This window comes from Streptococcus oralis, from assembly GCF_003943395.1.
Taxonomy (GTDB): domain Bacteria; phylum Bacillota; class Bacilli; order Lactobacillales; family Streptococcaceae; genus Streptococcus; species Streptococcus oralis_BF.
In genome coordinates this window covers 1-22,237 of the sequence record NZ_RJPJ01000007.1, presented here as the reverse complement: position 1 = coordinate 22,237, position 22,237 = coordinate 1, and the positions used below count along the sequence as shown (strand labels likewise).

Annotated in this window: 22 protein-coding genes and 3 pseudogenes; 13 read left to right on the top strand and 12 right to left on the bottom strand. The window is 39.6% G+C overall.

The window, feature by feature from the left end:
• Nucleotides 1–159: 159 nt before the first annotated feature.
• Nucleotides 160–408: pseudogene (locus tag D8802_RS06400) on the top strand (IS3 family transposase); the annotation flags it as partial.
• A 73-nt stretch (nucleotides 409–481) separates the two neighbouring features.
• Here D8802_RS06400 and D8802_RS06395 read toward each other — a convergent pair.
• On the bottom strand, nucleotides 482–994 hold the full coding sequence (locus tag D8802_RS06395) for a GNAT family N-acetyltransferase (RefSeq protein WP_125395288.1): 513 nt from the start codon (nucleotides 992–994) through the stop codon (nucleotides 482–484).
• A 147-nt stretch (nucleotides 995–1,141) separates the two neighbouring features.
• On the opposite strand from D8802_RS06395, the pseudogene D8802_RS06390 reads away from it, so the two are divergent.
• A pseudogene (locus tag D8802_RS06390) lies at nucleotides 1,142–1,297 on the top strand (site-specific integrase); the annotation flags it as partial.
• A gap of 392 nt (nucleotides 1,298–1,689) precedes the next feature.
• Here the strand turns inward: D8802_RS06390 and D8802_RS06385 are convergent.
• Entirely contained in the window at nucleotides 1,690–2,010 is a 321-nt protein-coding gene (locus D8802_RS06385) for a helix-turn-helix domain-containing protein (protein ID WP_000111944.1), read from the bottom strand.
• Nucleotides 2,011–2,151: 141 nt separating this feature from the next.
• Here D8802_RS06385 and D8802_RS06380 point away from each other — a divergent pair, with 141 nt between their 5' ends.
• The 8 genes from D8802_RS06380 to D8802_RS06340 all read left to right on the top strand — a co-directional run bounded on the left by D8802_RS06380 (nucleotide 2,152) and on the right by D8802_RS06340 (nucleotide 7,711).
• Nucleotides 2,152–2,412, top strand: a complete 261-nt coding sequence (locus D8802_RS06380) for a hypothetical protein (RefSeq protein ID WP_125395217.1) — start codon at nucleotides 2,152–2,154, stop codon at nucleotides 2,410–2,412.
• A gap of 531 nt (nucleotides 2,413–2,943) precedes the next feature.
• The gene (locus D8802_RS06370) at nucleotides 2,944–3,546 is read left to right on the top strand and encodes a hypothetical protein (protein ID WP_125395215.1); all 603 of its coding nucleotides are present in this window, start codon (nucleotides 2,944–2,946) and stop codon (nucleotides 3,544–3,546) included.
• A gap of 170 nt (nucleotides 3,547–3,716) precedes the next feature.
• The gene (locus tag D8802_RS06365; RefSeq protein ID WP_125395214.1) at nucleotides 3,717–4,097 is read left to right on the top strand and encodes a hypothetical protein; all 381 of its coding nucleotides are present in this window, start codon (nucleotides 3,717–3,719) and stop codon (nucleotides 4,095–4,097) included.
• 183 nt (nucleotides 4,098–4,280) lie between these two features.
• Entirely contained in the window at nucleotides 4,281–4,649 is a 369-nt protein-coding gene (locus D8802_RS06360; RefSeq protein WP_260468404.1) for a hypothetical protein, read from the top strand.
• Between the two features lie 3 nt (nucleotides 4,650–4,652).
• On the top strand, nucleotides 4,653–5,375 hold the full coding sequence (locus D8802_RS06355) for a hypothetical protein (protein WP_125395213.1): 723 nt from the start codon (nucleotides 4,653–4,655) through the stop codon (nucleotides 5,373–5,375).
• Nucleotides 5,376–5,711: 336 nt separating this feature from the next.
• Entirely contained in the window at nucleotides 5,712–6,356 is a 645-nt protein-coding gene (locus D8802_RS06350) for a replication protein (RefSeq protein WP_000045592.1), read from the top strand.
• A gap of 33 nt (nucleotides 6,357–6,389) precedes the next feature.
• Nucleotides 6,390–6,569, top strand: a complete 180-nt coding sequence (locus tag D8802_RS10335; protein ID WP_000248036.1) for a helix-turn-helix domain-containing protein — start codon at nucleotides 6,390–6,392, stop codon at nucleotides 6,567–6,569.
• 92 nt (nucleotides 6,570–6,661) lie between these two features.
• Nucleotides 6,662–7,711, top strand: a complete 1,050-nt coding sequence (locus D8802_RS06340) for a site-specific integrase (protein WP_125395212.1) — start codon at nucleotides 6,662–6,664, stop codon at nucleotides 7,709–7,711.
• 56 nt (nucleotides 7,712–7,767) lie between these two features.
• Here D8802_RS06340 and rpsI read toward each other — a convergent pair whose 3' ends face one another.
• The 8 genes from rpsI to D8802_RS06300 form a co-directional block, all read right to left on the bottom strand.
• The gene (gene rpsI / locus D8802_RS06335) at nucleotides 7,768–8,160 is read right to left on the bottom strand and encodes a 30S ribosomal protein S9 (RefSeq protein WP_000075969.1); all 393 of its coding nucleotides are present in this window, start codon (nucleotides 8,158–8,160) and stop codon (nucleotides 7,768–7,770) included.
• A gap of 18 nt (nucleotides 8,161–8,178) precedes the next feature.
• Complete coding sequence (gene rplM, locus D8802_RS06330; protein ID WP_001044624.1) at nucleotides 8,179–8,625, bottom strand: 50S ribosomal protein L13; 447 nt, start codon at nucleotides 8,623–8,625, stop codon at nucleotides 8,179–8,181.
• A 210-nt stretch (nucleotides 8,626–8,835) separates the two neighbouring features.
• Nucleotides 8,836–10,035, bottom strand: a complete 1,200-nt coding sequence (locus tag D8802_RS06325) for an ABC transporter permease (protein ID WP_125395211.1) — start codon at nucleotides 10,033–10,035, stop codon at nucleotides 8,836–8,838.
• Nucleotides 10,032–10,925 carry an ABC transporter ATP-binding protein gene (locus D8802_RS06320; RefSeq protein WP_020902740.1) on the bottom strand — a complete coding sequence of 298 codons (894 nt, stop codon included), beginning with the start codon at nucleotides 10,923–10,925 and terminating at the stop codon, nucleotides 10,032–10,034. The genes D8802_RS06325 and D8802_RS06320 overlap by 4 nt, the downstream gene beginning before the upstream one ends.
• 249 nt (nucleotides 10,926–11,174) lie before the next feature.
• On the bottom strand, nucleotides 11,175–13,580 hold the full coding sequence (pheT, locus tag D8802_RS06315; RefSeq protein WP_125395210.1) for a phenylalanine--tRNA ligase subunit beta: 2,406 nt from the start codon (nucleotides 13,578–13,580) through the stop codon (nucleotides 11,175–11,177).
• Between the two features lie 129 nt (nucleotides 13,581–13,709).
• On the bottom strand, nucleotides 13,710–14,756 hold the full coding sequence (gene pheS / locus D8802_RS06310; protein ID WP_125395209.1) for a phenylalanine--tRNA ligase subunit alpha: 1,047 nt from the start codon (nucleotides 14,754–14,756) through the stop codon (nucleotides 13,710–13,712).
• 272 nt (nucleotides 14,757–15,028) lie between these two features.
• Nucleotides 15,029–15,679 (bottom strand): phosphatase PAP2 family protein, encoded by a 651-nt coding sequence (locus D8802_RS06305; RefSeq protein WP_125395208.1) that lies wholly within the window; start codon nucleotides 15,677–15,679, stop codon nucleotides 15,029–15,031.
• Complete coding sequence (locus tag D8802_RS06300; protein WP_125395207.1) at nucleotides 15,669–16,232, bottom strand: ECF transporter S component; 564 nt, start codon at nucleotides 16,230–16,232, stop codon at nucleotides 15,669–15,671. Before D8802_RS06300 ends, D8802_RS06305 begins: the two co-directional genes overlap by 11 nt.
• Before the next feature lie 37 nt (nucleotides 16,233–16,269).
• On the opposite strand from D8802_RS06300, the pseudogene D8802_RS10520 reads away from it, so the two are divergent.
• A pseudogene (locus D8802_RS10520) lies at nucleotides 16,270–16,510 on the top strand (hypothetical protein).
• A gap of 254 nt (nucleotides 16,511–16,764) precedes the next feature.
• Here the strand turns inward: D8802_RS10520 and D8802_RS06295 are convergent.
• Nucleotides 16,765–17,268 carry a tRNA (cytidine(34)-2'-O)-methyltransferase gene (locus D8802_RS06295; RefSeq protein ID WP_125395206.1) on the bottom strand — a complete coding sequence of 168 codons (504 nt, stop codon included), beginning with the start codon at nucleotides 17,266–17,268 and terminating at the stop codon, nucleotides 16,765–16,767.
• Between the two features lie 401 nt (nucleotides 17,269–17,669).
• On the opposite strand from D8802_RS06295, the gene trkA reads away from it, so the two are divergent.
• A complete protein-coding gene (gene trkA / locus D8802_RS06285; protein ID WP_125395205.1) occupies nucleotides 17,670–19,019 on the top strand; it encodes a Trk system potassium transporter TrkA in 1,350 nt (449 codons plus the stop codon).
• Nucleotides 19,020–19,022: 3 nt separating this feature from the next.
• A complete protein-coding gene (locus tag D8802_RS06280) occupies nucleotides 19,023–20,462 on the top strand; it encodes a TrkH family potassium uptake protein (protein WP_125395204.1) in 1,440 nt (479 codons plus the stop codon).
• 154 nt (nucleotides 20,463–20,616) lie between these two features.
• Here the strand turns inward: D8802_RS06280 and D8802_RS06275 are convergent, their stop codons facing one another.
• Nucleotides 20,617–22,185: an LPXTG cell wall anchor domain-containing protein gene (locus D8802_RS06275; RefSeq protein ID WP_125395203.1), complete on the bottom strand. Its 1,569-nt coding sequence runs from the start codon at nucleotides 22,183–22,185 to the stop codon at nucleotides 20,617–20,619.
• Nucleotides 22,186–22,237 lie beyond the last annotated feature (52 nt).

Here is a 22,237-nt window from a genome sequence, read left to right as displayed (position 1 = left end):
AGACCATTTGGTCTTCTCTTTTTCTATTTTGAATGATCAAATTAAATAGCACAATTTTACCATAAAATACTTTATAAGGAGTTTCCCTATTAAGACATTTTCGTGGTTTATGATTCAATTTATATCCCCACGGCAATCAGGCTAGAAATATCAACACATTTCTTAGACAAGAAGGGAATTCAATCATCAATATCACGCAAGGGCAACAATCCAGACAATGGCATGATGGAGTCTTTCTTTGGCATTCTTAAGTCTGAGATGTTTTACGGATATGAGAAGAACTTTAGGTCTTTAGAAGACCTTGAACGAGCTATTGTCAACTACATTGATTACCACAACAACAAACGAATCAAAGTCAAACTAAAAGGATTTAGCCCCGTGCAATACAGAACTAAATCCTTTACTTAAATTATTTGTCTAACTTTTAGAGTGCGGTACAATAGCGGGTGGTTTAGTTATCAGTGGACTAGAAATGATAACATTATGGCCTCGTTATCTCAAATACTGTTGTATGAACCCACTCATTATGAATTTGTAAATCATTTTCTATCATTCTACTAAAGGTGAAGCCATTTTTTAAAAGCACCCTCTGAGAGGCCAGATTACCCGTTGCCGTTCCTGCAATGATTCTATTGAGACCATAAGTCGTGAAAGCTTTTTCTAAAACGAGCTTAACTGCTTCGCTGGCATAGCCTAAGTTAGTAACATTTTCCCCAATCCTATACCCAAGCCCTGCTGTATTTCGATCATTCTCTAAGACACTTAAATTGATTCTTCCGATCATAACACCTTGCGAATCTCTAATGAGATGCATGTAGACATCACGATTCGTTTGTTCCGTCAACAAGTTCCTTGTAATTTCTTTAAAACCTTCTAAATCAAAATAGTTAGCTGGTCTAGGAGGTAAATTTCGTTCAAAATACTCCCGATTTTCTTTTTCAAAAGAATAAACGTCTAGACTATTTTCTTCAGACAACAGCTCTAAACTGATCATTGTAAATCCTCTCCCATCATTATCTGCATTCAACGTTCTTCTCATGTTTACACAAAGTGAAATTTAAAGAATTTAAAGAAATCCTTTTGTTTTCTATATAGTTTCTATATTATAACACAAAATACTATGGATAAGCATAATATTCAAGGCGCCACACTAGCAAAACTAGCTGGAGTTTCGCTTGAGGAAATTTCTGAAGCGCTAACCCATAGTGACAAGGAAATTACAAAGACCTATGTTAACACTAAAGATAAAGTTAATCAGACCGTAGGTGAAATTGCGTTTCGTAGTTTAAAAAAATGATGGGGTGAATATGGGGTGAATTTTGGGGTGAACTTTGATTTTTTGAAACAAAAAAGACATCCAAGAGAGTTCTCTTGAATGTCTGTAAACGTTGATATAATGGTATTGATTAACGTTTTGAGAATTTTTATACTATAAACTATGGATACTCTATCTAAACAAATCCCTCTATATCAACATTTTAGAACTTGAAATTTCCATGAAAATGGATTAAAATCCTCCGCTCTGGATAAAATTAACACCAATTAACACCGTAAAATAGACTAGTCAGCTATCTCGATTTCGAGATAGTTTTTCATTCATCAAAGATTATCCATTCAATCAGAGCAAATTTTATACTTAAGCCTACATCAATTTCTAATTATTCTTTCTCACTTAAAATTGCATCAGTTTCAATTAGGTATATCCAGAATGTTATTAAATATATTTATATATTTGTCTGAATTTTGATTTGTCTGTAGCTTACCTACTAACTCTGATAAGTCTGGACTAATATCTTCAGAAAAAGGAAGGAAGAACTCTGAAGGAGAAATTTCTAAGCCGTCAAGTATTTTTAGTAAAGTTTCAACAGATAAATTTCTCTTATCATTTTCAACAAGGTTCATAAAGGGAAGACTTAGTTCGCTTCGCTCAGCAAGTTCTTGTTGCGTAAGTTTCAATTTTATACGATAACTCTTAATTTGAGAACCGATAGATAATTTTTTTACAGACACTAAAAATCCCCTTTTACTCTTTTTTAACTATTGTATAAATAGTTGGTAAAAAGATATATGCAATATTGTATATATTTTTTATTTTATATTTACAATTAAATAATTTTGTGATAGGATATAAAATAAGGAGGTTTAATTTAAATGGCATTACTTATTCAAGAAGTCGTAGACGAGCCAGGATGTGCTGGGTGTGGGTGTGGCGCAATTTTAGTTCCAATAGTAATAGTCTACTTATTCAGAGATTCGATTATAAGTGGTATTATATCGTTATTATCAGGATTACTCACAGTCGCCCTATGGTTGCTTGGATTTGTCTTAGTTGCAATCCTAGGTTTCTATCTTATAAAATACCTAATAGAGTTTCTAAAAAATAGAGAGCAGAAAAACCATGATAATAATTAGAGAAAAGCCACTTTTTCCCATCGGTATAATTTTAGGAGCTATCCTTACCACTCTCCTGTTAGTAATAATTTTATTAAGCAATAGCGGTTTCTTTTCAAAAAATCATACTTACAAAAAAGGAGAGATAGTAACTCTACACAATGTAGATTTCGAATACAAAGAATCCATTACTTTGGATGATAAAAATGGCAATATATATTAGAAGAGTTAACCAGAAAAGACTTTAAAAACACAATAGAATATAAAGGAAATACCTATGAATATTTTGAAACCTATTATAACGATTTTACAGATTACATTTATCTTGATAGGTATCGTAAAATAGAAAAAGGTACACCAGAAGAAAAATGGGGAAACTCCTACAAAAATATGTTTCTTAATGTAGTAGCTGATTTTGATGGCAAAGTTATAAAAATAGCTCATTAATTATAGCAATTCTAATTTATAGAGTTGCTTTTTTATATTTTTTATTTAAAAGTGTGAGTTATTCAAAGAAATTTTTTGATATTATACCTTTAGGAGGATTTTCATATGAAAAAATATAACAGTTTATACTCTACAAAACGTAAACTACTTTCTTCATATTTTGCTATGTCTGGCATAATTATCGAGATTGATAATAAGAAATATATGGTAAACAATCTATTGAATCAATCTGAATTTCAATATTTATCGGACTTGCACAAAATTCGGAGAGTGTTGCTCTATATTAGCAATTATGAATTTTCCAATTACTTACATTATGAGCAAGAAAAAAGTATGTCAAGAAAAAAGAGAAAACTATTAGATGAAAATATATATAAAACACTCTCAGATTTTGATAAAGATTCAATAGGTTTTCCAAGAAAGAAAAATGGAACAACCTATTCTAGTAGTTTTATTGAAAAGCTCTTATCTTTAGATAAAATCAATGATGAATTTGTCTATAATACAGTCACAAGTGAAAAATTCTTAAAAATTTTAATTGATTCTATTGAATCTGACTTAGGCTATAATAATAAGAAATTGCAGAGTCACTTTATTAATTCAGTAGTTAATTTGGCATATTACAATTCGGATAAATCAATAACTAAAAAGAATTTTAAAGAAAAATTTTATAAAGAAGCTTTAAAGAGTGCAAAGCCAATAAGATAATAGAGACAGAGAAAAATCTGTCTTTTTTTATTTTATTTTTTTGAAGTGTGATTTTTTGACTTACCTATTTTGAGATAATAAATTCATAAAGATACATAGACCGTCCTATTACATATGTTTGAGGTAACGATTAGGCGGAAATCTCCTCAGAAAGGCAAAGGTAAAAGCAAATGGCATTATCAATCGGAGTCAGCGATTCTTCTAAAGATTTCGCTAAACAAATCACGAGGGAAACAACTGTTCCTAAATCCATTCAAACAGTTGACTATACAACTGGTGTAATAAATGAGGGAAAAGAAAATGAATTCCCTTACGCAAGTTTAACAGCTGTTGACCCTACACTGTTCCAAAAGTTCGAAAGTATCGGACAAGAACAATATTGTCCAACCTTTAAGGTCAAATTAAAGGGATATAGAGGAGAAGACTTAACTCCTCTAATCGGTAAAGAACTTACCTTTCCAGAGTATGAGGTTGCCTTTGTCTTCGACAAGTTCAAGCAGCCTATCGGTTTGTCCCTTGTCCTCGAACTATCAGATATTTCAGTAATTTAAGGGGAAACTTATGAAACAAATTAAACAAATACTTGATCTCTAAAATGGTACTTCCAACTACTTATAGCTTTAGCTATTATAGTATCTGTATTTGCCTTTTATAAGCTACTATCTTGGATTTTACCTTTTATCTTAAGTGGGTTGCTGTTAATCGGGGTATTTACAGAGGGAGAAGCATTCTCTATGATGTGGAATAGCTATAAACAGAGCAAACGAGTACCTGCAAATCCTCTGTATGCTAATATCTATCATTGGCTAACTGAAACAGGTGTTAATGAACTTCCAATCGCTACCCTTCAATTTACTCAAGGTGTAGAATTCCCTGATATTACTCAAGGTATCTTCTACATTCATCTTGAAAAAGCAGTTAGCGGTCAAGAACTAGCAGATTTCGAAATAAAAGCAAGGCAAACTGTCAAAATGATGTCTAACGGCTCTGTTGATTGTGTTGTTAGTGTTGCAAAACACGACCCGTTCCTTGCTATTAAAGTTCGGTTGATTTCTGCTAATGAAATGCTAAATCAAAACCAGCATACGGAGGAGGACTTTTAGAACGTGATTCATAATGTTTTTGAGGTCAACAACAGAGGTCAACCCACTCCTGTTTCTATTGATATAGACCGACACTATGCCTTAGTCGTTGCAGGCCCATCAGGCTCGGGGAAGAGTACGTTTTTAAGAAGAATTATCGGTCTCATTTCATTTTATGATACAGATGCTGAAGCTTATTTCATGGACTTTAAAGCAGATGAAGAAATGTTTCCAATGACTAGTGACCATGTCGCAAGAGGTTTTAACTGTTTAGAACTTTTTGAAACAGTCTACAAACGTTTTGAAGCTAGACTTGATAAGCAAGAACAAAACTCGCATAATCTTTACCTGATTTTTGATGAGTGGCAAGCTTTCCTAGCTTATCTAGAACAGACTGATAAGAAGAAACATAAAGATATTTTATCAAAAATGTTGATGATGAATAGTATGGGTAGAAGTCTAGGTTTACGAATTATTCTGTCTAGTCAGCGGTTCTTAATGGTAGATTTACCAGGTCGGTATAACTTCAACTGTATAATTTCATTATCTACTAGTTTTCTCATGTCTACGAATAACAGGCAACTCCTTTTTCCTGATATGGAAAAAGATGAAGTTGTAGTAAAACCTAGAGGATATGGATATTTTCAGCTAGAGGGGGAACCTGTCAAGATGTTTCGTACGATTCAAGTAAGGGACGAGGAACGGTTAAATCAACGGATGCAGGAGCTATTTTCAAGATATAGCTAGCGTTTTTTCTGCTACACTTGTTAGGTACGACAGTAAGCTTGTTTTGAAGTTGCATCATCGGTATAGTGTCGGCACGACTTCATTAGCAGAAAAATGACTGCTTGCAAGGGCTAGAGGGTGGAGATTTTTCAAGCGTAACGATGCCGAAGGCAAGGAGTGAAGCGAAGAAAAATACTACCCGTCCCTTGTTAGCTGGCAAGCGTTCTTGGTTCGATGATTTATCATCGGGCAGGAGAGGCTGGGGTTTGTGGGGCAACGCCCCAAGAGAAGATTCATTGGGGTTACTACGACCCCCAATGAATCAATAATCAATAATCAAAAAAGGAAGAAGCTAAAATGTCAAAATCTAAAGAGAAACGTTCAAATAAGTGGGCATTCTTGCTTTATCAAGATAGTGCTCCTGAAAACTACCTTGATATTCTTGAAGAAATGCACATCCCATTTGTCTTGAGCCCTTGGCATGATAAAGATGTCGACAAGGAAACTGGAGAGTTCAAAAAGGCTCATAAGCACGGAGCATTGTTCTTTGAATCGCTTAAAAGCTATTCTCAAGTTTCCGAACTCCTAACAGAAAAGTTGAATACACCTGCTCACGTTGAAATAGTCATGTCCCCAAAAGGTATGTATGATTATTTCACACACGCAGAAAATCCTGATAAGACACTTTATAATATCGAAGAAATAGAAAGTGGTTGTGGCTTTGAATTGGATAAATTTCTGATTGAGCACAATTCGGGTCTATTTTTAGAAACAGTTATTGATGTTATTACTGAAAATAATTTTACAGAGTTTGAAGATTTAGTACGGTATGCTAGATTTAATGATAATTCTCTACTCGGTCTAATCATTGAGCGGACTTATTTTTTCACAAAATTTTTAGACTCAAGACGTCACAATCCCCAAAACAAAGCAAAAACCTCATCAGAGCAAACTTTGGCGAGCAGGTCTGATGAGGATAGCACAGAAGATGGTATCTCCTGATACCTCTCATTATATCATAGAAAGAGGTAAATTATGGTTAATCAGCCATTACTATTAACAAGACAACAAGCTTCTGAACTACTTGGCATTGACCCAAAATCTTTTGACAAGTACATCAGAAATCATCCTGATTTTCAATGTTTTATGATTGGTAAGCAGGAACGCTACCTGAAATCTAAACTTATAAGATTCATTGAATCTCACTGTGATTAATGGATAATGATTGATAAAATGAGATTTTTCATATATGCTATATGTGACTAGTCTATTTTATCAATCATTTTTCATATAGAAAGGCTGATAAAATGGCAACTATTGCGAAACGTGGAAATTCTTTCCGTGCAACTGTATCACTCTACAAGAAAGGACAATACAAACGAGAAACCAAAACATTTTCTAACAAACAAGACGCTGAATTATGGGCTCTTGAAATGGAACTCGAAAAAGGACGAGGGAAAGATATTGCTGAACGCTCTACCCTATTTACTGACTTTTATCGTAACTGGGTTAACTCTGTAAAACAGAATGAGGTTCGTGAAGCTACTTTCGTCAATTATAAGCGAACTCTTGTAATCGTGGACGAACTGTTTGAGGGAATGCGACTAAAACACTTGGATGATTTAGTCATGCAGAAAAAGCTTGATAAATACGCTGAAACTCACTCCAAAAAGACAACCAAAGAACTTGTTTTAAAAATCAGAGGTTCACTCAAATACGCATACTCTAAAGGATTGATTACAAATGACTTTGGTTCACTCTTAAAAGCAAGAGGTCAAGAACAACCTAAGCGTAATGTCCCTCTATCAGTAACTGAGTTTAGGGAACTCAGAAAATATTGCCTCGACCACCAAGAAGAGGACGAGTTCAATATTCTTGTACTTCTTGCCTTAGAAACTGGTGCAAGGCGAGGTGAACTACTTGGATTGAAGAAAGAAGATATTTTTGAGTATGGTATCAATATACGCAGGTCAATCAGTCCTATTAGTGATGATACTCAACTAAAAACAAAACACTCAAAACGGGATATTTCTATCAACCAAGATATCTACTTCGCTCTAATGTCTCTAGCAAATAAAAAAGAGAATTATATCTTCGACTGGAACGGATTCAGACAAGCAAGCCAACTCCAAAAACTTTTGAAGAAACTAGACCTGAGCAAAACAACTTTTCATGGTTTGCGTGACACTCACACTTCTTTTCTTTTTTCAAAAGACATTAGCCTAGATTATATTTCTCGCAGGCTCGGACACAATTCAATTCTAACTACACAGAACTATTATCTTGAACTGATGCCAGAAAAAAAGCACCAGCAAGATGCTGATGCTTTAAGTCTCTTAAACGACTTATCAATATAATTAACACCAACTGACACCAAAAAGGTGCCATAATCGTTGGTATAATAAGGTATTGATTAACGTTTTGAGAATTGTGATGCTTTACGAGCTTTCTTAAGACCTGGTTTCTTACGTTCAACTTTACGTGAGTCACGTGTAAGAAGTCCTGCGCGTTTCAATGAATCGCGGAAGTCTGGGTCTACTTGAAGAAGGGCACGAGCGATACCATGACGGATAGCTCCTGCTTGACCAGCGTATCCACCACCTACAACGTTAACGAAAACGTCGTATGAACCTACAGTTGAAGTAACTGCGAATGGTTGGTTGATAACAAGACGAAGGTCAGCGTGTGGGATGTACTCTTCAACATCTTTTTTGTTAACAGTGATTTTACCAGTTCCTGGAACAAGGCGAACGCGTGCAACAGCGTTTTTACGACGTCCAGTACCTGCATATTGTGCTTGTGACATACTTTATTGTTCCTTTCCTTAGATAAGTCCTGAAATATCAAGAACTTCTGGTTGTTGTGCAGCGTGAGTGTGCTCAGCTCCAACGAATACTTTCAATTTCATACCTTGAGCGCGGCCAAGAGTATTGTGTGGAAGCATACCTTTAACTGATTTTTCGATCAAACGTACTGCATTTTTAGAACGAAGTTCACCAGCAGAGATTTGTTTCAATCCACCTGGGTGGTTTGAGTGAGTGTAGTAGATCTTATCAGTTGCTTTTTTACCAGTCAATTTAACTTTTTCAGCATTGATAACGATTACGAAGTCACCTGTATCAGTGTGTGGTGTGAATGTTGGTTTGTTTTTTCCGCGAAGTACGCTAGCAACAACTGCTGAAAGGCGTCCAAGAGGTACATCAGTTGCGTCAACAACGTACCATTTGCGTTCTACTTGGCCTGGTTTAGCCATGAATGTAGTTTTGTTCATGATTTCTCCTATATGAATATCGTTTTTGTTTACAGGGCGGATGTTCCGGTCCGCGGGGTATTTGAAAGGTTCCGGGGCCTTACAAATGGGGTAAACAATACCGTCTACTATCATACCAAATTTTACTACTAAAAGTCAATAGATATGTAAAATATTTTTACCGATTTCGCTGTTTAACATCTAGAAAAACCTCGCTTTCGCGAGGCTCTCCTATTTGTAAGCTAAGGCACGTTTAAAGGTTTTCCAGATTCCCAAATCATCTGTTTGAAGGACTAGGCTAGCATACATGCGTCCGATAAAGACTGTTGCCGTTACTGCAAAAGCAATCGTAATAGCAAGCGAAATCCAAGCTTCTAACCCATTTGCATAACCATTAATAGCTCTAAACGGCATGAAGAAAGTCGAAATAAAGGGAATATATGAACCAATCTTCAAGATGAGATTGTCACCAGCTGCACCTAGAGCTGTCACTCCAAAAAAACCACCTATAATCAAAATCATCAAAGGCGACAAGGCTTTTCCTGCATCCTCAGGACGAGAAACCATAGAACCTAGGAAGGCTGCTAAAACAACGTACATAAAGAGGCTAACCAAGACAAACAATAAGGTGTTGAGCGAGAAAGCCTCTCCTATATGGTTTAAAATACCAGATTGTGCCAAGATTGGTAGGTCTTTAAAGAGAAGAATGGCAGCAAGTCCACCCACGACGTAAATGCCAATATGGGTCAAAATCACAAGAAGCAGAGCCAGCATGCGAGCGTAGAAATAATGACTAGCTCGGATACTAGAGAAGACCACCTCCATAATTTTGGTTCCTTTCTCGCTAGCCACTTCCTGAGCAGTGACACTAGCATAGGTAATCAAAATCATATAAAGGAAGAAACCAAGCCCTGCGGCCGCAAAGGTTTGAATCATTTTTTTATTTTCCTTGGATTCATCAATTTTCTCCGTAAAGTTAACTGTTTGTTCCAAGCGTTTTTCCTGTTCTTGTGACAAATTGGCTGCCGAACGATTGAGTTGGTATTGCAGTTCGTTGAGCTTATTGGTTACTGCTAGCTTGATGCCTGTTTCAAGAGAAGTTTCACCATGATAGACGGCCTTGAGGACGCTGTCCTCTTGGTCAATGGTTAGGTAACCCTTGATTTTCTCATCTTTGATAGCAGCTTGGGCACTGGCTTCATCCTTATAATCAAAGTTGATACCATTGGTACCCTTGAGCCCATCTTCCACAGATGGCACAGTTGTTACTACTGCTATCTTACTATTCTTGGCCATAGAAGACCCTTGGAGATAGCCAATTCCTACAGATAAGGCTAAAAAGAGGAACGGCGAAATCACCATAAAGAAGAAACTCCACGATTTGACATGTCGAAGATAGGTTTCTTTCATTACAACCCACATATTTCTCATACTTCCACCCCTGATTCTAGTTTAAAGATTTCATCGATTGTTGGAGCTTGTTGGTCAAAGGTTGCGATATATTGCCCTTGAGTCAAGATTGGGAAGAGTTCCCTTCCAGCGCTCTCATCCTCCAAGATCAATTTCCAACTGCCTTGTTTAGTCAAGCTCACCTGTTTGACATGAGGAAGATTTTCCAATTCTTCCTTGCTTCGTTCACTTGAAACAAAGAGACGCGTTTTCCCGTATTGATTGCGGACATCCTGAACCGGCCCATGCAAGACCACACGGCCATCTCGAATCATCAGAATATCGTCACAAAGCTCCTCGACGTTGGTCATGACATGGTCAGAAAAGATAATGGTTGCCCCACGTTCTTTTTCTTGAAAAATGACTTGCTTTAGCAATTCAGTATTGACTGGGTCCAATCCACTAAAAGGCTCATCCAAGATAATCAAGTCTGGCTCATGAATCAGAGTAATAATGAGCTGAATCTTCTGCTGATTTCCTTTTGACAGACTCTTAATTTTATCTGTCAGCTTCCCTTTCACTTCCAACCTCTTCATCCATTGAGGAAGTTTTTCCTTGATTTCCTTAGCATCCATACCTTTTAGAGTCGCCAAATAGCGAACTTGTTCAAGGACTGTCAATTTAGGCATGAGACTGCGTTCTTCAGGCAGATAGCCAATCCGAGCATAGGTCTCTTGACGAATATCCTGACCATCTAGACTGATTTCTCCTTGATATTCTAAAAACTTCAAAATACTGTGGAAAATCGTTGTCTTCCCAGCACCATTTTTCCCGACTAATCCCAAAATACGACCTGGTCGCGCTTGAAAGTCAATACCAAACAAAACTTGCTTGGGTCCAAAACTTTTCTCTAGACTTCTTACTTCTAGCATCTTTCACCTCCGAAATGTCTTGCACTCATTATACTCCTTTTTGATAGCCTTTACAAGGATTTATGTACATTTTTAACATAATAATTTATAGTAAATAATATCGTCTCTAAGGATTTTAAGTGCTTCAGTGATAGCTTTAGTATAATCCATTAAAGACTATCCGGGAGGACTTTTTCCTCAACTGTCTATTTTTGATCCTGAATTGTTATTTGAAAAGCAAAAATCCACCCCAAAGGATGGATTGATACTTTAACGCACTTCTGCATTGACTTTTTCTTCGAGCGATGCTTGGATTTTTTCCATATAGCGTGCGACTTCTTCGTCCGTTAAGCTATCTTCTGGATTTTGGAAAGTCAAGCTATAAGCCATTGACTTCATACCAAGTCCCAATTTTTCGCCTGAGAAGACGTCAAAGAGTTTGATATCTGTCAAACGTTTTACGCCTGCAGCTTGGATAGCGTCCACAACCTCTTGGTGAGTCACTTCTGCCTTGAGAAGGAGGGCAACGTCACGGCTAACTGCTGGGAATTTCGTGATTTCCACAAATGGAGCAACTGGTTGAAGGGCAGCTTCGATGGCTGAAAGGTTGAGCTCAGCTACATACGTTTCTGGAATATCGTAAGCCTTAGCAGTGACTGGATGCACTTGGCCAAGGAAACCAAGAACTTGGTCACCGAGTGAAATCACGGCTGTACGTCCTGGGTGAAGGCTAGCGATTTCAGATGTTGCCGTATAGGTTACTTGGAGTCCCAAACGAGCAAAGAGGGCCTCAAGGATTCCTTTAGCATAGAAGAAATCAACTGGAACTGCTGCTGTTTGGAAATCTTTTTCAGCAACCAAGCCTGTCAAGGCAAGGGCAAAACTGTTGATTTCATTTGGAAGTTCTTCTTTTGGATTACCTGTTTGTTCAAAGACTTTTCCAATCTCGTAAAGGGCCAAGTTTTTGTTCTTGCGAGCCACATTGTAAGCAACTGTATCTAGGATACCAGAAATCATATTTTGACGGAGGACAGAACGGTCCACTGTCATTGGCCACATAAGTTCTGTAAGGTTACTTGGTTGAGCCGTGAACTCAACTGCTTTTTCAGGTGTTGTTAGAGCGTAGGTAATGATCTCTGTCAATCCTGCCCCTTCAGCAATCGTACGAACTTGACGGCGAAGTTTTTGTGTCGCAGTCAATTCACCAGCTGTACCATCGTCTTTTGGAAGACTGGTTGGCAAGCGGTCATATCCATAGATACGAGCGATTTCTTCAAAGAGGTCTGCTTCAATGGTGATATCCCAACGACGACGTGGTACGCTGACTGTAAATGATTCTGCATTGCCAGAAAGGCCAAAGCCAAGACGACGGAAGACATCTTCCACATCAGCATATGAAAGCTCCGTACCAAGGACGCGGTTGACATCAGCAAGAGTTGAAGAAACCTCTACATCAGAAGTGTCAAGTTCACCCGCTGAAACGATACCCTTACGCACCGTCGCACCTGCAAGTTCTGCAATCATGCTAGCTGCCGCATCAAGGGCTTCGTTAACAGTTGCCACATTGATGCCTTTTTCAAAGCGAGAAGACGACTCAGAACGAAGGTTGAGGCGTCCGCTAGTCTTGCGGATGGATTTGCCATTAAAAACAGCAGCTTCAAGGACAACGCGACTAGAATTTTCAGAGATTTCTGTTGCTTGACCACCCATGACACCTGCAAGGGCTACTGGCTTGTCTGCGACAGTGATGACTATGTCATTTGTTTCCAAGTCACGTTCTTCACCGTCCAAGGTCACCAATTTTTCACCAGCACGCGCTTCACGCACACGGATGTCAGTCCCTTCAAAGGTATCCAAGTCAAAGGCATGCATTGGTTGACCAAAGTAGAGCAGGATGTAGTTGGTTACGTCTACGACATTGTTAATCGGACGGATGCCTTCGTTCATAAGAAGGTTTTGCAACCATTGTGGACTTGGTGCGATGCTTACATTGTCCAAGATACGAGCCGCATAGTAAGGTGCCTTGTCTGTCTCAATGCTTACAGAAAGGGCATCTGCTGCACTTTCATTTGTTTCTGTTAAACTGAATTCCTTAAAGCTAACTGCCTTGTCATAGATAGCTGCCACTTCGTGCGCTACTCCACGCATAGATAGAGCATCTGCACGGTTTGGAGTGATTGAAAGTTCAATAATTTCATCATCCAAGTCTAGATATGAGAAGACTTCCTCACCTGGTACTGCATCTTGAGGCAAGATTTGAATACCATCTGCGAATTCTTTTGGTACAACTGAGTCAGAAATTCCTAATTCGCCCAGCGAACAGATCATCCCAAGTGACTCAAGACCCCGGATTTTCCCTTTTTTAATCTTGTAATTGTCCGCGATACGGGCTCCCGGAAGCGCCACCATGACCTTGATACCAGCACGCACATTTGGGGCACCACAGACGATTTGACGGGCTTCTTCTTCGCCAACGTTAACCTGACAGACATGCAAGTGAGTTTCTGGCACATCTTCGCAAGACAAAACCTCACCGACGACAATTTTTGAGAGACCGGCAGCCGGTGATTCGACACCTTCGACCTCAATCCCTGTAGTTGACATTTTCTCAACCAACTCTTGTGATGGCACATCAATGTCCACCAACTCTTTTAACCATTTATAAGATACAAGCATAATTCTGATTGTAAGATCCTACCAAGTGGGACCTTTTCAATTCCTTTCTTTTTCTTCGAGTCAGTCCTTACTATTCTCATCGAGAGAAAATGACTAGGACTGTATAGGACTGTGTTTCAGGTTTCAATCTTATTTAAACTGTTCTGAGAAGCGGACATCTCCTTGATAGAATCCACGAATATCGTTGATTCCGTAACGGAGCATGGCTACGCGCTCTTGTCCAAGACCAAAGGCAAATCCAGAATAAACAGTCGCATCGATTCCACTCATTTCAAGGACACGTGGGTGAACCATACCGGCCCCCATAATCTCAATCCAACCTGTTTTCTTACATACGTTACAGCCTTCTCCACCACACTTGAAGCAAGAAACATCCACCTCAACAGATGGCTCTGTGAATGGGAAATAAGATGGACGCAAACGGATCTGACGTTCTTCACCGAACATCTTTTGGACGATCAACTGAAGCGTTCCTTGAAGGTCAGCCATAGAGATGTTTTCCCCAACAACCAATCCTTCGATTTGGTGGAATTGGTGACTATGGGTTGCATCGTCCGTATCACGACGGAACACACGTCCTGGTGAGATCATTTTCAAAGGACCTTTTGAAAAATCATGAGCATCCATCGCACGCGCCTGAACTGGAGACGTGTGAGTACGAAGCAAGATTTCTTCTGTGATGTAGAAAGTATCCTGCATATCGCGAGCTGGGTGATCTTTTGGAAGGTTCATACGCTCGAAGTTGTAGTAGTCTTGCTCCACTTCAAAACCATCCACGACTTGGTAACCCATCCCAATGAAAATATCTTCGATTTCTTCACTGGTTTGTGTCAAAACGTGACGGTGACCCGTCGCAACTGGGCGACCTGGAAGTGTCACATCGATGCTCTCACTTGCTAGTTGAGCTACGACTTTCTTTTCTTCCAAGAGCTTAGCTGTTTCTTCAAAGGCTGCCGTCAAGACATCACGAGCTTCATTGACGTGTTTCCCGATGATTGGGCGCATCTCAGCAGACACATCTTTCATTCCTTTGAGGATTTCAGTAAGCGACCCTTTTTTACCAAGGACAGAGACACGCAAGTCTTGCATCTCTTTTTCATTTTCAGCATTAATCTGCTTCAAGCTAGCCAGCGTTTCTTCTCGAAGCGCTTTTAATTGTTCTTCAATAGTTGACATAATTCCTCCATCAGTCTCTCGTAGATAAAAAGAAAACCACATGCCAAAAACTCCACTCGGAGCGTTGACACGCGGTACCATCCGTTTTCATCTGACAAGTCAGACCTTCATTTCTAAATCCATGCGCAAGTGAATTCACCCAGCTTTCATATAGAGAGCTTGCAGTCATGGCTCTCCTCCCTGATATACTTCCCTTGAGTTACTAGTCTTGCGGATTCCTATTCAATTACTACTTAGTTTATCAGATTTTTACCATTCTTGCAAGACCTATCTCACTTCTGCTTGCCTTTAAATCGCCATTGGAAGCGAAGCTTGTCATAGAGAGGAAATTCGATAAACAAGACTCCCAAACCTACACAGAAACTGGCAAGAACATCTGATGGGTAGTGAACTCCCAGATAGACCCGAGATAACAGTACACTGACGAGGTAGAAGCCAAGGACGATTTGTACAATTTTTCTCCAAACCGGATCTTTAATCCGTTGACTGAGAATGACAATCAGAGTACCTACCATCAGCGTCACTGCCAGAGAATGGCCACTTGGGAAGGAAAAGCCCTTCTCCTCGACTAGGTGTATGATAGCCGGACGAGGGCGCTGGTAGATGTTTTTAAAGGTCACGATTAAAAGACCAGCTAAGGCTAGATTACCCGCCATGAAGTAGCTTTCTATCTTCCACTGCTTACGATAAAAGATAAAGGCTGCAATGGCAACCCAGGTGATGATTACCGGGATATCAATCAAATGCGTAAGCGCACGGAATAGAACTGTCAAATAATCTGGTAAGTCCCCACGAAGGGCAGTCTGAATCGGTTGATCAAAACCGACCAGCGTTTCAGGATAGAACTTAACCATATAGCCAAGAAGGGCGAAAAGTAAAAGGGCAAAACTGCCCTTCATTAAAAATGTTTGTTTATCTCTCATAATGTTTTAAGGTTGATTTCAAGAGGACGTATAACAACCAGAATGAAACGGCAAAGATGATACCTTCAATCAAGTTAAAAGGTAATACCATGGTCATTAGGTAGTTGGAAAGTCCCAAAATTTTTCCAATATCAAAGTTAGCAAACTGCGCGTACAAAGGAACAGCATAAACATAGTTGAGAACCAACATCGCAGCAGTCAATCCGATGGTTCCCGCTAGAGATGCTAGTAGGAAACGAAGGGTTGTCCGTTCCTTTTTCCAAATCAAAGCAAATACGATAACAAAAACTCCCAAAGCTACGATATTCATTGGCAAACCAATGTAGGTGTTCACTCCTTGGCTATTCAGAAGCAACTTCAAGAGTGAGCGAAGCAAGAGGATTCCTAGTGCAGCTGGCAAATCCATCACCACCAAGCCCACAAGGACTGGCAAGATACTAAACTCGATCTTGAGGAAGGTCGCCGCTGGCAAGAGCGGAAAGTCAAAGTACATCAGCACAAATGAAATGGCTGATAAAATCGCAATGGTCGAAAGTCGACGTGTGTTTGTCATAACAGGTTCCTCCAATTTTCTATAAAATCAGAAGAAGTTGGAAAGGATCCCTCTATCTATTCTCACTTTTTATATCCCAAAAGCTCCCTCTTACTCTATTGAGCAAGCGGTTACAGTTTAGCTATAAATCTATCAGAACAGACAAAGCTATTCTTTCGTCTTCTCCCATCCAGACTATACTGTCGGTTGTGGAATCTCACCACATCAGCTTGCGCTCGCGGACTTCTTTAAGGAAAGGAAATAGAGTTTTTTCTTCTAGACTAGGCGACAAGCTGTAGGCATAACTTTTGGTTAGGCAAAGCTTGTCAACAAAGTTTTAAAGGAAAAATTTTTTCCTAATGATACTCAATAAAAATCAAAGAACAAACTAGGAAGCTAGCCGCGGGCTGTACTTGAGTACGGCAAGGCGAAGCTGACGTGGTTTGAATTGGATTTTCGAAGAGTATTAAAGTCACCGCCGGTCGGGAATCACACCCAGCCCTGAAGACCCTCTAATCATAACAAAAAACGCTTGCAAGTGCAAGCATTTTGATTATTTCAATTTATCTGCTTCATAGGTGTGAACAAGCTCAAGACCTGCAAAGTTCTGCTGACGGAGAGCTTCGTAGACGATCATGCAGACTGTATTGGAAACATTGAGACTGCGGACATGCTCATCATTCATAGGAATACGGAGAGCCTTTTCGGGATGTTCGCGCATAAAATCCTCAGGCAAGCCCTTGTCTTCACGTCCAAAAAGAAAATAATGTTCCTCACTACTTGCCAAATCTGCTTCAGAATAGACCTTTTCCGCAAACTTCGAAATCAGGTAGACCTGCCCTTTCATCTGAGACATAAAGTCTGCCAAGTTATCATAAAAATGAATCTCTAACTTATCCCAATAATCCAAACCTGCTCGCTTCATTTTGCGATCATCAATGGGAAAGCCCATTGGCTTGATGATGTGGAGGGGGGAATTGGTCGCAGCGCAAGTACGCGCAATGTTGCCTGTATTTTGTGGAATCTGAGGTTCAAATAATACAATGTGATTTGTCATGACGGGCTTCCTTTTATCATTGCAAAAAAATAGCCACACTGCCCGGAGTCAAGCTCAGCAAACAGCGTGGTTAAGGCATCGTTAACTTACCTCACAACAGGTTTGAAGTAAATCAGCGAAACTACTTTCTTAGTATAACACTTTCAGAATCAATGTCAATAGAAACGACTTGATTTTTTTACTTTTTTTGATGATAATTTCATGCTTGCTCATTCTCTTTCAGAATAGCCTTATCAAGAGAGTAAAATCACTTCAAATCAGAGACATTGTCATAGAAGTTAAGCAAGTTTATCTTCAAAAACTTGGAAAAGACCTTTCTTCCTTCAAAAATTGGCTTGGCAAGTGCATTTTTTGCTAAAAAAGGGTATGATAGTTACATCATGAAAAAGTAGGTTTTTTATATGAAAATTGTCCTTGTTGGTGGAGGGAAAGTCGGTTTTGCCCTCTGTCGTTCACTAGTAGCGGAAAACCATGACGTTGTCCTCATCGAGCAAAATGAAACTGTACTTAACCATATTGTCAGTCGCTTTGATATCATGGGCCTCCTTGGAAATGGTGCTGACTTTGCCATCTTGGAGCAAGCCGGCGTCCAAGAGTGTGATATCTTTATCGCTCTAACCGAACACGATGAAGTGAATATGATTTCAGCGGTACTTGCTAAAAAAATGGGCGCTAAAGAAACCATCGTTCGAGTGCGAAATCCTGAATACTCTAATGCCTATTTTAAAGAGAAAAATATTCTTGGATTTTCACTTATCGTTAATCCAGAACTCCTAGCAGCCCGTGCCATCTCAAATATCATCGATTTCCCTAATGCCCTCTCAGTTGAACGTTTTGCTGGAGGTCGTGTCAGCCTGATGGAGTTTGTTATCAAAGATTCTAGTGGTCTTTGTCAAATGCCAATCTCAGACTTCCGTAAAAAATTTGGCAACATCATTGTCTGTGCTATGGAAAGAGACCATCAACTCATGATTCCAAGTGGTGATGTTACTATCCAGGACAAGGATCGGATTTTTGTTACGGGAAATCGTGTAGATATGATGCTTTTCCACAACTATTTCAAATCACGTGCAGTGAAAAGCTTGCTTATCGTTGGAGCTGGAAAAATTGCCTACTATCTCGTCGGCATCTTGAAAGACAGCCGGATTGACACCAAGGTCATCGAAATCAATCCTGAAAGAGCCCGTTTCTTTAGTGAAAAATTCCCAAATCTCTATATTGTCCAGGGAGATGGGACTACAAAAGATATCTTACTAGAAGAAAGTGCTCCTAGCTATGATGCGGTCGCAACCTTAACTGGGGTTGATGAGGAAAACATCATCACCTCTATGTTCCTCGACCGTGTTGGCGTCCAGAAAAACATCACCAAGGTCAACCGGACCAGCCTTCTAGAAATCATCCATGCACCTGATTTTTCAAGTATCATCACCCCAAAAATCATCGCAGTGGATACCATTATGCACTTTATCCGAGGACGGGTTAATGCCCAATACTCAGACCTTCAAGCCATGCACCATCTCGCAAACGGCCAGATTGAAACCCTACAATTCCATATCAAGGAAGCTAATAAAATGACTGCCAAGCCTCTTTCTCATCTGAAATTGAAGAAGGGCATTCTCATTGCAGCCATTATTCGAAAAGGAAAAACAATCTTCCCGACTGGAGAGGATACACTGGAGGTCGGAGACCAATTACTGGTGACCACCTTGCTACCAAACATCACCAAAATCTATGATTTGATTGAGAGGTAAGAAATGAATAAAAGTATGATTCGTTACCTCCTCTCAAAACTTCTCTTGATTGAGGCAGCTCTCCTTCTAGTACCTGTTGGTGTAGCGACCTATTACCAAGAATCCAGCCAAGTATTTATAGCTCTTTTTTCTACGATTGGAATATTAGTCCTTCTTGGTTGTCTTGGCGTTTTACGGAAACCTAAAAATCAACGGATTTACGCCAAGGAGGGAGTCTTAATCGTTGCCCTCTGTTGGATTCTCTGGTCTTTCTTTGGTGGCTTACCCTTTGTCTTTTCAGGACAAATTCCCAACATCATCGATGCATTTTTCGAGATTAGCTCTGGTTTTACAACGACTGGTGCTACTATCCTAACAGATGTTTCCGTTCTCAGTCGTTCCCTCCTCTTCTGGCGAAGTTTCACCCACTTGATCGGAGGGATGGGGGTGCTTGTCTTTGCACTTGCCATTATGGACAATGCCAAGAATAGCCACTTGGAAGTGATGAAGGCTGAGGTCCCTGGACCTGTCTTTGGCAAGGTCGTATCCAAGCTAAAAAACACTGCCCAGATTCTCTATCTGCTTTATCTGGCTCTCTTCTCCCTTTTTGTGGTCATCTACTACTTAGCAGGCATGCCTCTCTATGATAGTTTTGTCATCGCTATGGGAACAGCAGGAACTGGGGGCTTTACCGTCTATAACGACGGAATTGCCCACTATGGTAGCTCACTCATCACCTATCTAGTTAGTATCGGAGTTCTGGTTTTTGGGGTTAACTTTAATCTCTACTACTACCTCATGCTCCGTCGGGTCAAGGCCTTCTTTGGAGATGAAGAACTGCGGGCTTATGTGATTATTGTCCTAGTGTCTACAGGTTTGATTACTCTCAATACCCTCCACCTTTACCAAGGTGTCTCTAAGAGTTTTGAGATGGCTCTCTTCCAAGTATCCAATATCATCACGACAACTGGATTTGGTTACGGAGATATTACCAACTGGCCTCTCTTCTCCCAGTTTATCCTCCTCTTCCTCATGGGAATCGGTGGCTCAGCTGGTTCAACTGCTGGTGGTCTCAAAATTATCCGTGGACTCATCCTCACAAAAATTGCCAAAAATCAGATTTTATCTATTTTATCCCCTCACCGTGTCTTGACTCTACATATCAACAAAACTGTGATTGACAAGGATACCCAGCACAAGATTCTTAAATATTTTGCCATCTACGTGATGATTATACTCTCTCTCATCTTTATCGTCAGTCTTGATAGCAATGATTTTCTAGTCGTGACCAGTGCTGTCTTCAGCTGTTTTAACAATATCGGACCTATTCTAGGTACAACATCGAGTTTTGCCATCTTTAGTCCCATCTCTAAAATCCTGCTTTCCTTTGCAATGATTGCAGGCCGCTTAGAGATTTACCCAATTTTGCTGCTCTTTATGAAACGCACCTGGTCTAAGCGTTAATAGAAATATAAATGAAACTAGATGAAACTCTTTAAATAGTAAAAACGCATAAAATTATGGCTACCTTTAACCTGATTTTATGCGTTTTAGTATATAAGCCATCCCCATAGTTTAACAGAGCATGAAGCTTTTATTCAACTTTTTTTAATAAACACTAGTTTCTTTTCTTCTTGAAAGAGAATTTAAAGAGCGTCATCATTCCTAGTAATACTGCTCCAACTGAACCTAAAAGACTACTACTCTCTCCTGTTTTTGGTAAAGTTTTTTCTTTATCTTCAGTCTTTTCTATTTCTTTCTTAGATGGATCAGACTTCACATCTTCAATTTTTTTAGGCTCCTCAGACAGATTCTTAGAATCCTTATCCTTACCATTATCCTGAGGTTTCAGATTTAGTTCTGGTTTTAGTTCCGGTTGTGGTGCTGGATTTGGCTGCGGTGCTGGGTTCGGCTGTGGTGCTGGATCTGGTTGAGGTACAGGATTAGGCTGTGGTGCTGGATCTGGCTGTGGCGTAGGGTTAGGCTGTGGATTTGGTTTCTCAGTGTCTTGAGATTGATAAACAACTCCATAATTTGAAAAATGAGAAACTTTGAAATGAACATATTTCCCATCAGCACTCAATTCAAACGGCAGTTCCTCAACTGCTCCCGTTTCTGGTAAGAAGTAGATTACTTTTTCTACTTTACGATTAGGATCCACAGGAATCGTTACAGTTGCTTCTCCTGAAATTTGTACAAAACTACCATCTGCCTTTTGAGTCTTAACATCGTAAAGTTCAACATTTTTGGCTGGAAGTTCTGCTGGGAGTTTAGCCAGAATAGTGGTATCTAAAACCTTGTCCGCTACAATCTTATCAACCGCCGCAACATCTGCTCCCGTTAGAGCAACAGAGACGTTCGTCGTAGGAGAAACGAGGGTCTCTTTGGGGTGAGATTTGTAGTATACACTTACTACTACTCTCCCTGTAGCAGTATCAGACACTTCATACTTCAACAAGGTTCCATAGGCAGGATTTGCAAGGTCTTTAGGGTCAAAGCGTTTCCCAAGGGGAAGGCGATACGTTTTCGACAACCCACTCTGTCCTTTCCGGGTCTGCTCATCCCAATCTATTACATGAAATACCTTTACTATTGTATCATGATCTATCTTACTGGCATAGATATCGGGACTGGTCGGATCTGTAGGGTTTGGAACTTCTCTGACAATTTCATGGAAGGTGATTACATACTCCTCTTGGATTTGCTCAGAGCCGTCATTGGTAATGGTTCTGCCGATATTCTTAAGGTTTTCCTCATAGTTATAATAAGTACTAAGCTCAAAATCCTTATAGGTATTGGCCTTCAAGGTATAGCTTTCTTCTGGCTTGAGTGTGATTGTTTTGCGGGACAATTCACCTTCTCCCCAACCAAAATGATATATTTCAACCACGTCAAAGGTAACGGTATGCAGAGCGGGTTTCTCTCCCTCAAACGTCTTCTTTTCTTTATCTGGTAGTTGACTAGAAGTTTCCACAGTAGAGTTTGTATTTTTTTCTGCTGTTTGCTCCTTTTCCTTAGCTTCTGGGGTATCAACTAGGGTTTTTGGTGCTTCTGCTACCGTTTCCTCTGCCTGTGCAAGGCTTGCTCCAGCCAGACCAACCGTCACAGCTGCTAGACCAAGCAAAGCAAGTTTCTCTAGCTTGATAGCTTTTTTTCGATCATGTTTATAACGCTTTATTCTTGACATCTTGTGCCTCCTCATTATTTAAAATGTATCACCTTCAGTATACCCCCCCCCC

Excerpts from the sequence above, each read along its gene's own strand:
- pheS (WP_125395209.1), bottom strand. The coding sequence starts at position 14,756 with ATGTCAACTATTGAAGAACAATTAAAAGCGCTTCGAGAAGAAACGCTG.
- D8802_RS06275 (WP_125395203.1), bottom strand. The coding sequence starts at position 22,185 with ATGTCAAGAATAAAGCGTTATAAACATGATCGAAAAAAAGCTATCAAG.
- trkA (WP_125395205.1), top strand. The coding sequence starts at position 17,670 with ATGAAAATTGTCCTTGTTGGTGGAGGGAAAGTCGGTTTTGCCCTCTGT.
- D8802_RS06360 (WP_260468404.1), top strand. The coding sequence starts at position 4,281 with ATGATGTGGAATAGCTATAAACAGAGCAAACGAGTACCTGCAAATCCT.
- D8802_RS06365 (WP_125395214.1), top strand. The coding sequence starts at position 3,717 with ATGGCATTATCAATCGGAGTCAGCGATTCTTCTAAAGATTTCGCTAAA.
- D8802_RS10335 (WP_000248036.1), top strand. The coding sequence starts at position 6,390 with ATGGTTAATCAGCCATTACTATTAACAAGACAACAAGCTTCTGAACTA.
- D8802_RS06320 (WP_020902740.1), bottom strand. The coding sequence starts at position 10,925 with ATGCTAGAAGTAAGAAGTCTAGAGAAAAGTTTTGGACCCAAGCAAGTT.
- D8802_RS06325 (WP_125395211.1), bottom strand. The coding sequence starts at position 10,035 with ATGAGAAATATGTGGGTTGTAATGAAAGAAACCTATCTTCGACATGTC.
- D8802_RS06295 (WP_125395206.1), bottom strand. The coding sequence starts at position 17,268 with ATGACAAATCACATTGTATTATTTGAACCTCAGATTCCACAAAATACA.
- rplM (WP_001044624.1), bottom strand. The coding sequence starts at position 8,625 with ATGAACAAAACTACATTCATGGCTAAACCAGGCCAAGTAGAACGCAAA.
- D8802_RS06370 (WP_125395215.1), top strand. The coding sequence starts at position 2,944 with ATGAAAAAATATAACAGTTTATACTCTACAAAACGTAAACTACTTTCT.
- D8802_RS06305 (WP_125395208.1), bottom strand. The coding sequence starts at position 15,679 with ATGAGAGATAAACAAACATTTTTAATGAAGGGCAGTTTTGCCCTTTTA.
- pheT (WP_125395210.1), bottom strand. The coding sequence starts at position 13,580 with ATGCTTGTATCTTATAAATGGTTAAAAGAGTTGGTGGACATTGATGTG.
- D8802_RS06395 (WP_125395288.1), bottom strand. The coding sequence starts at position 994 with ATGATCAGTTTAGAGCTGTTGTCTGAAGAAAATAGTCTAGACGTTTAT.
- D8802_RS06300 (WP_125395207.1), bottom strand. The coding sequence starts at position 16,232 with ATGACAAACACACGTCGACTTTCGACCATTGCGATTTTATCAGCCATT.
- D8802_RS06280 (WP_125395204.1), top strand. The coding sequence starts at position 19,023 with ATGAATAAAAGTATGATTCGTTACCTCCTCTCAAAACTTCTCTTGATT.
- D8802_RS06340 (WP_125395212.1), top strand. The coding sequence starts at position 6,662 with ATGGCAACTATTGCGAAACGTGGAAATTCTTTCCGTGCAACTGTATCA.
- D8802_RS06350 (WP_000045592.1), top strand. The coding sequence starts at position 5,712 with ATGTCAAAATCTAAAGAGAAACGTTCAAATAAGTGGGCATTCTTGCTT.
- rpsI (WP_000075969.1), bottom strand. The coding sequence starts at position 8,160 with ATGTCACAAGCACAATATGCAGGTACTGGACGTCGTAAAAACGCTGTT.
- D8802_RS06380 (WP_125395217.1), top strand. The coding sequence starts at position 2,152 with ATGGCATTACTTATTCAAGAAGTCGTAGACGAGCCAGGATGTGCTGGG.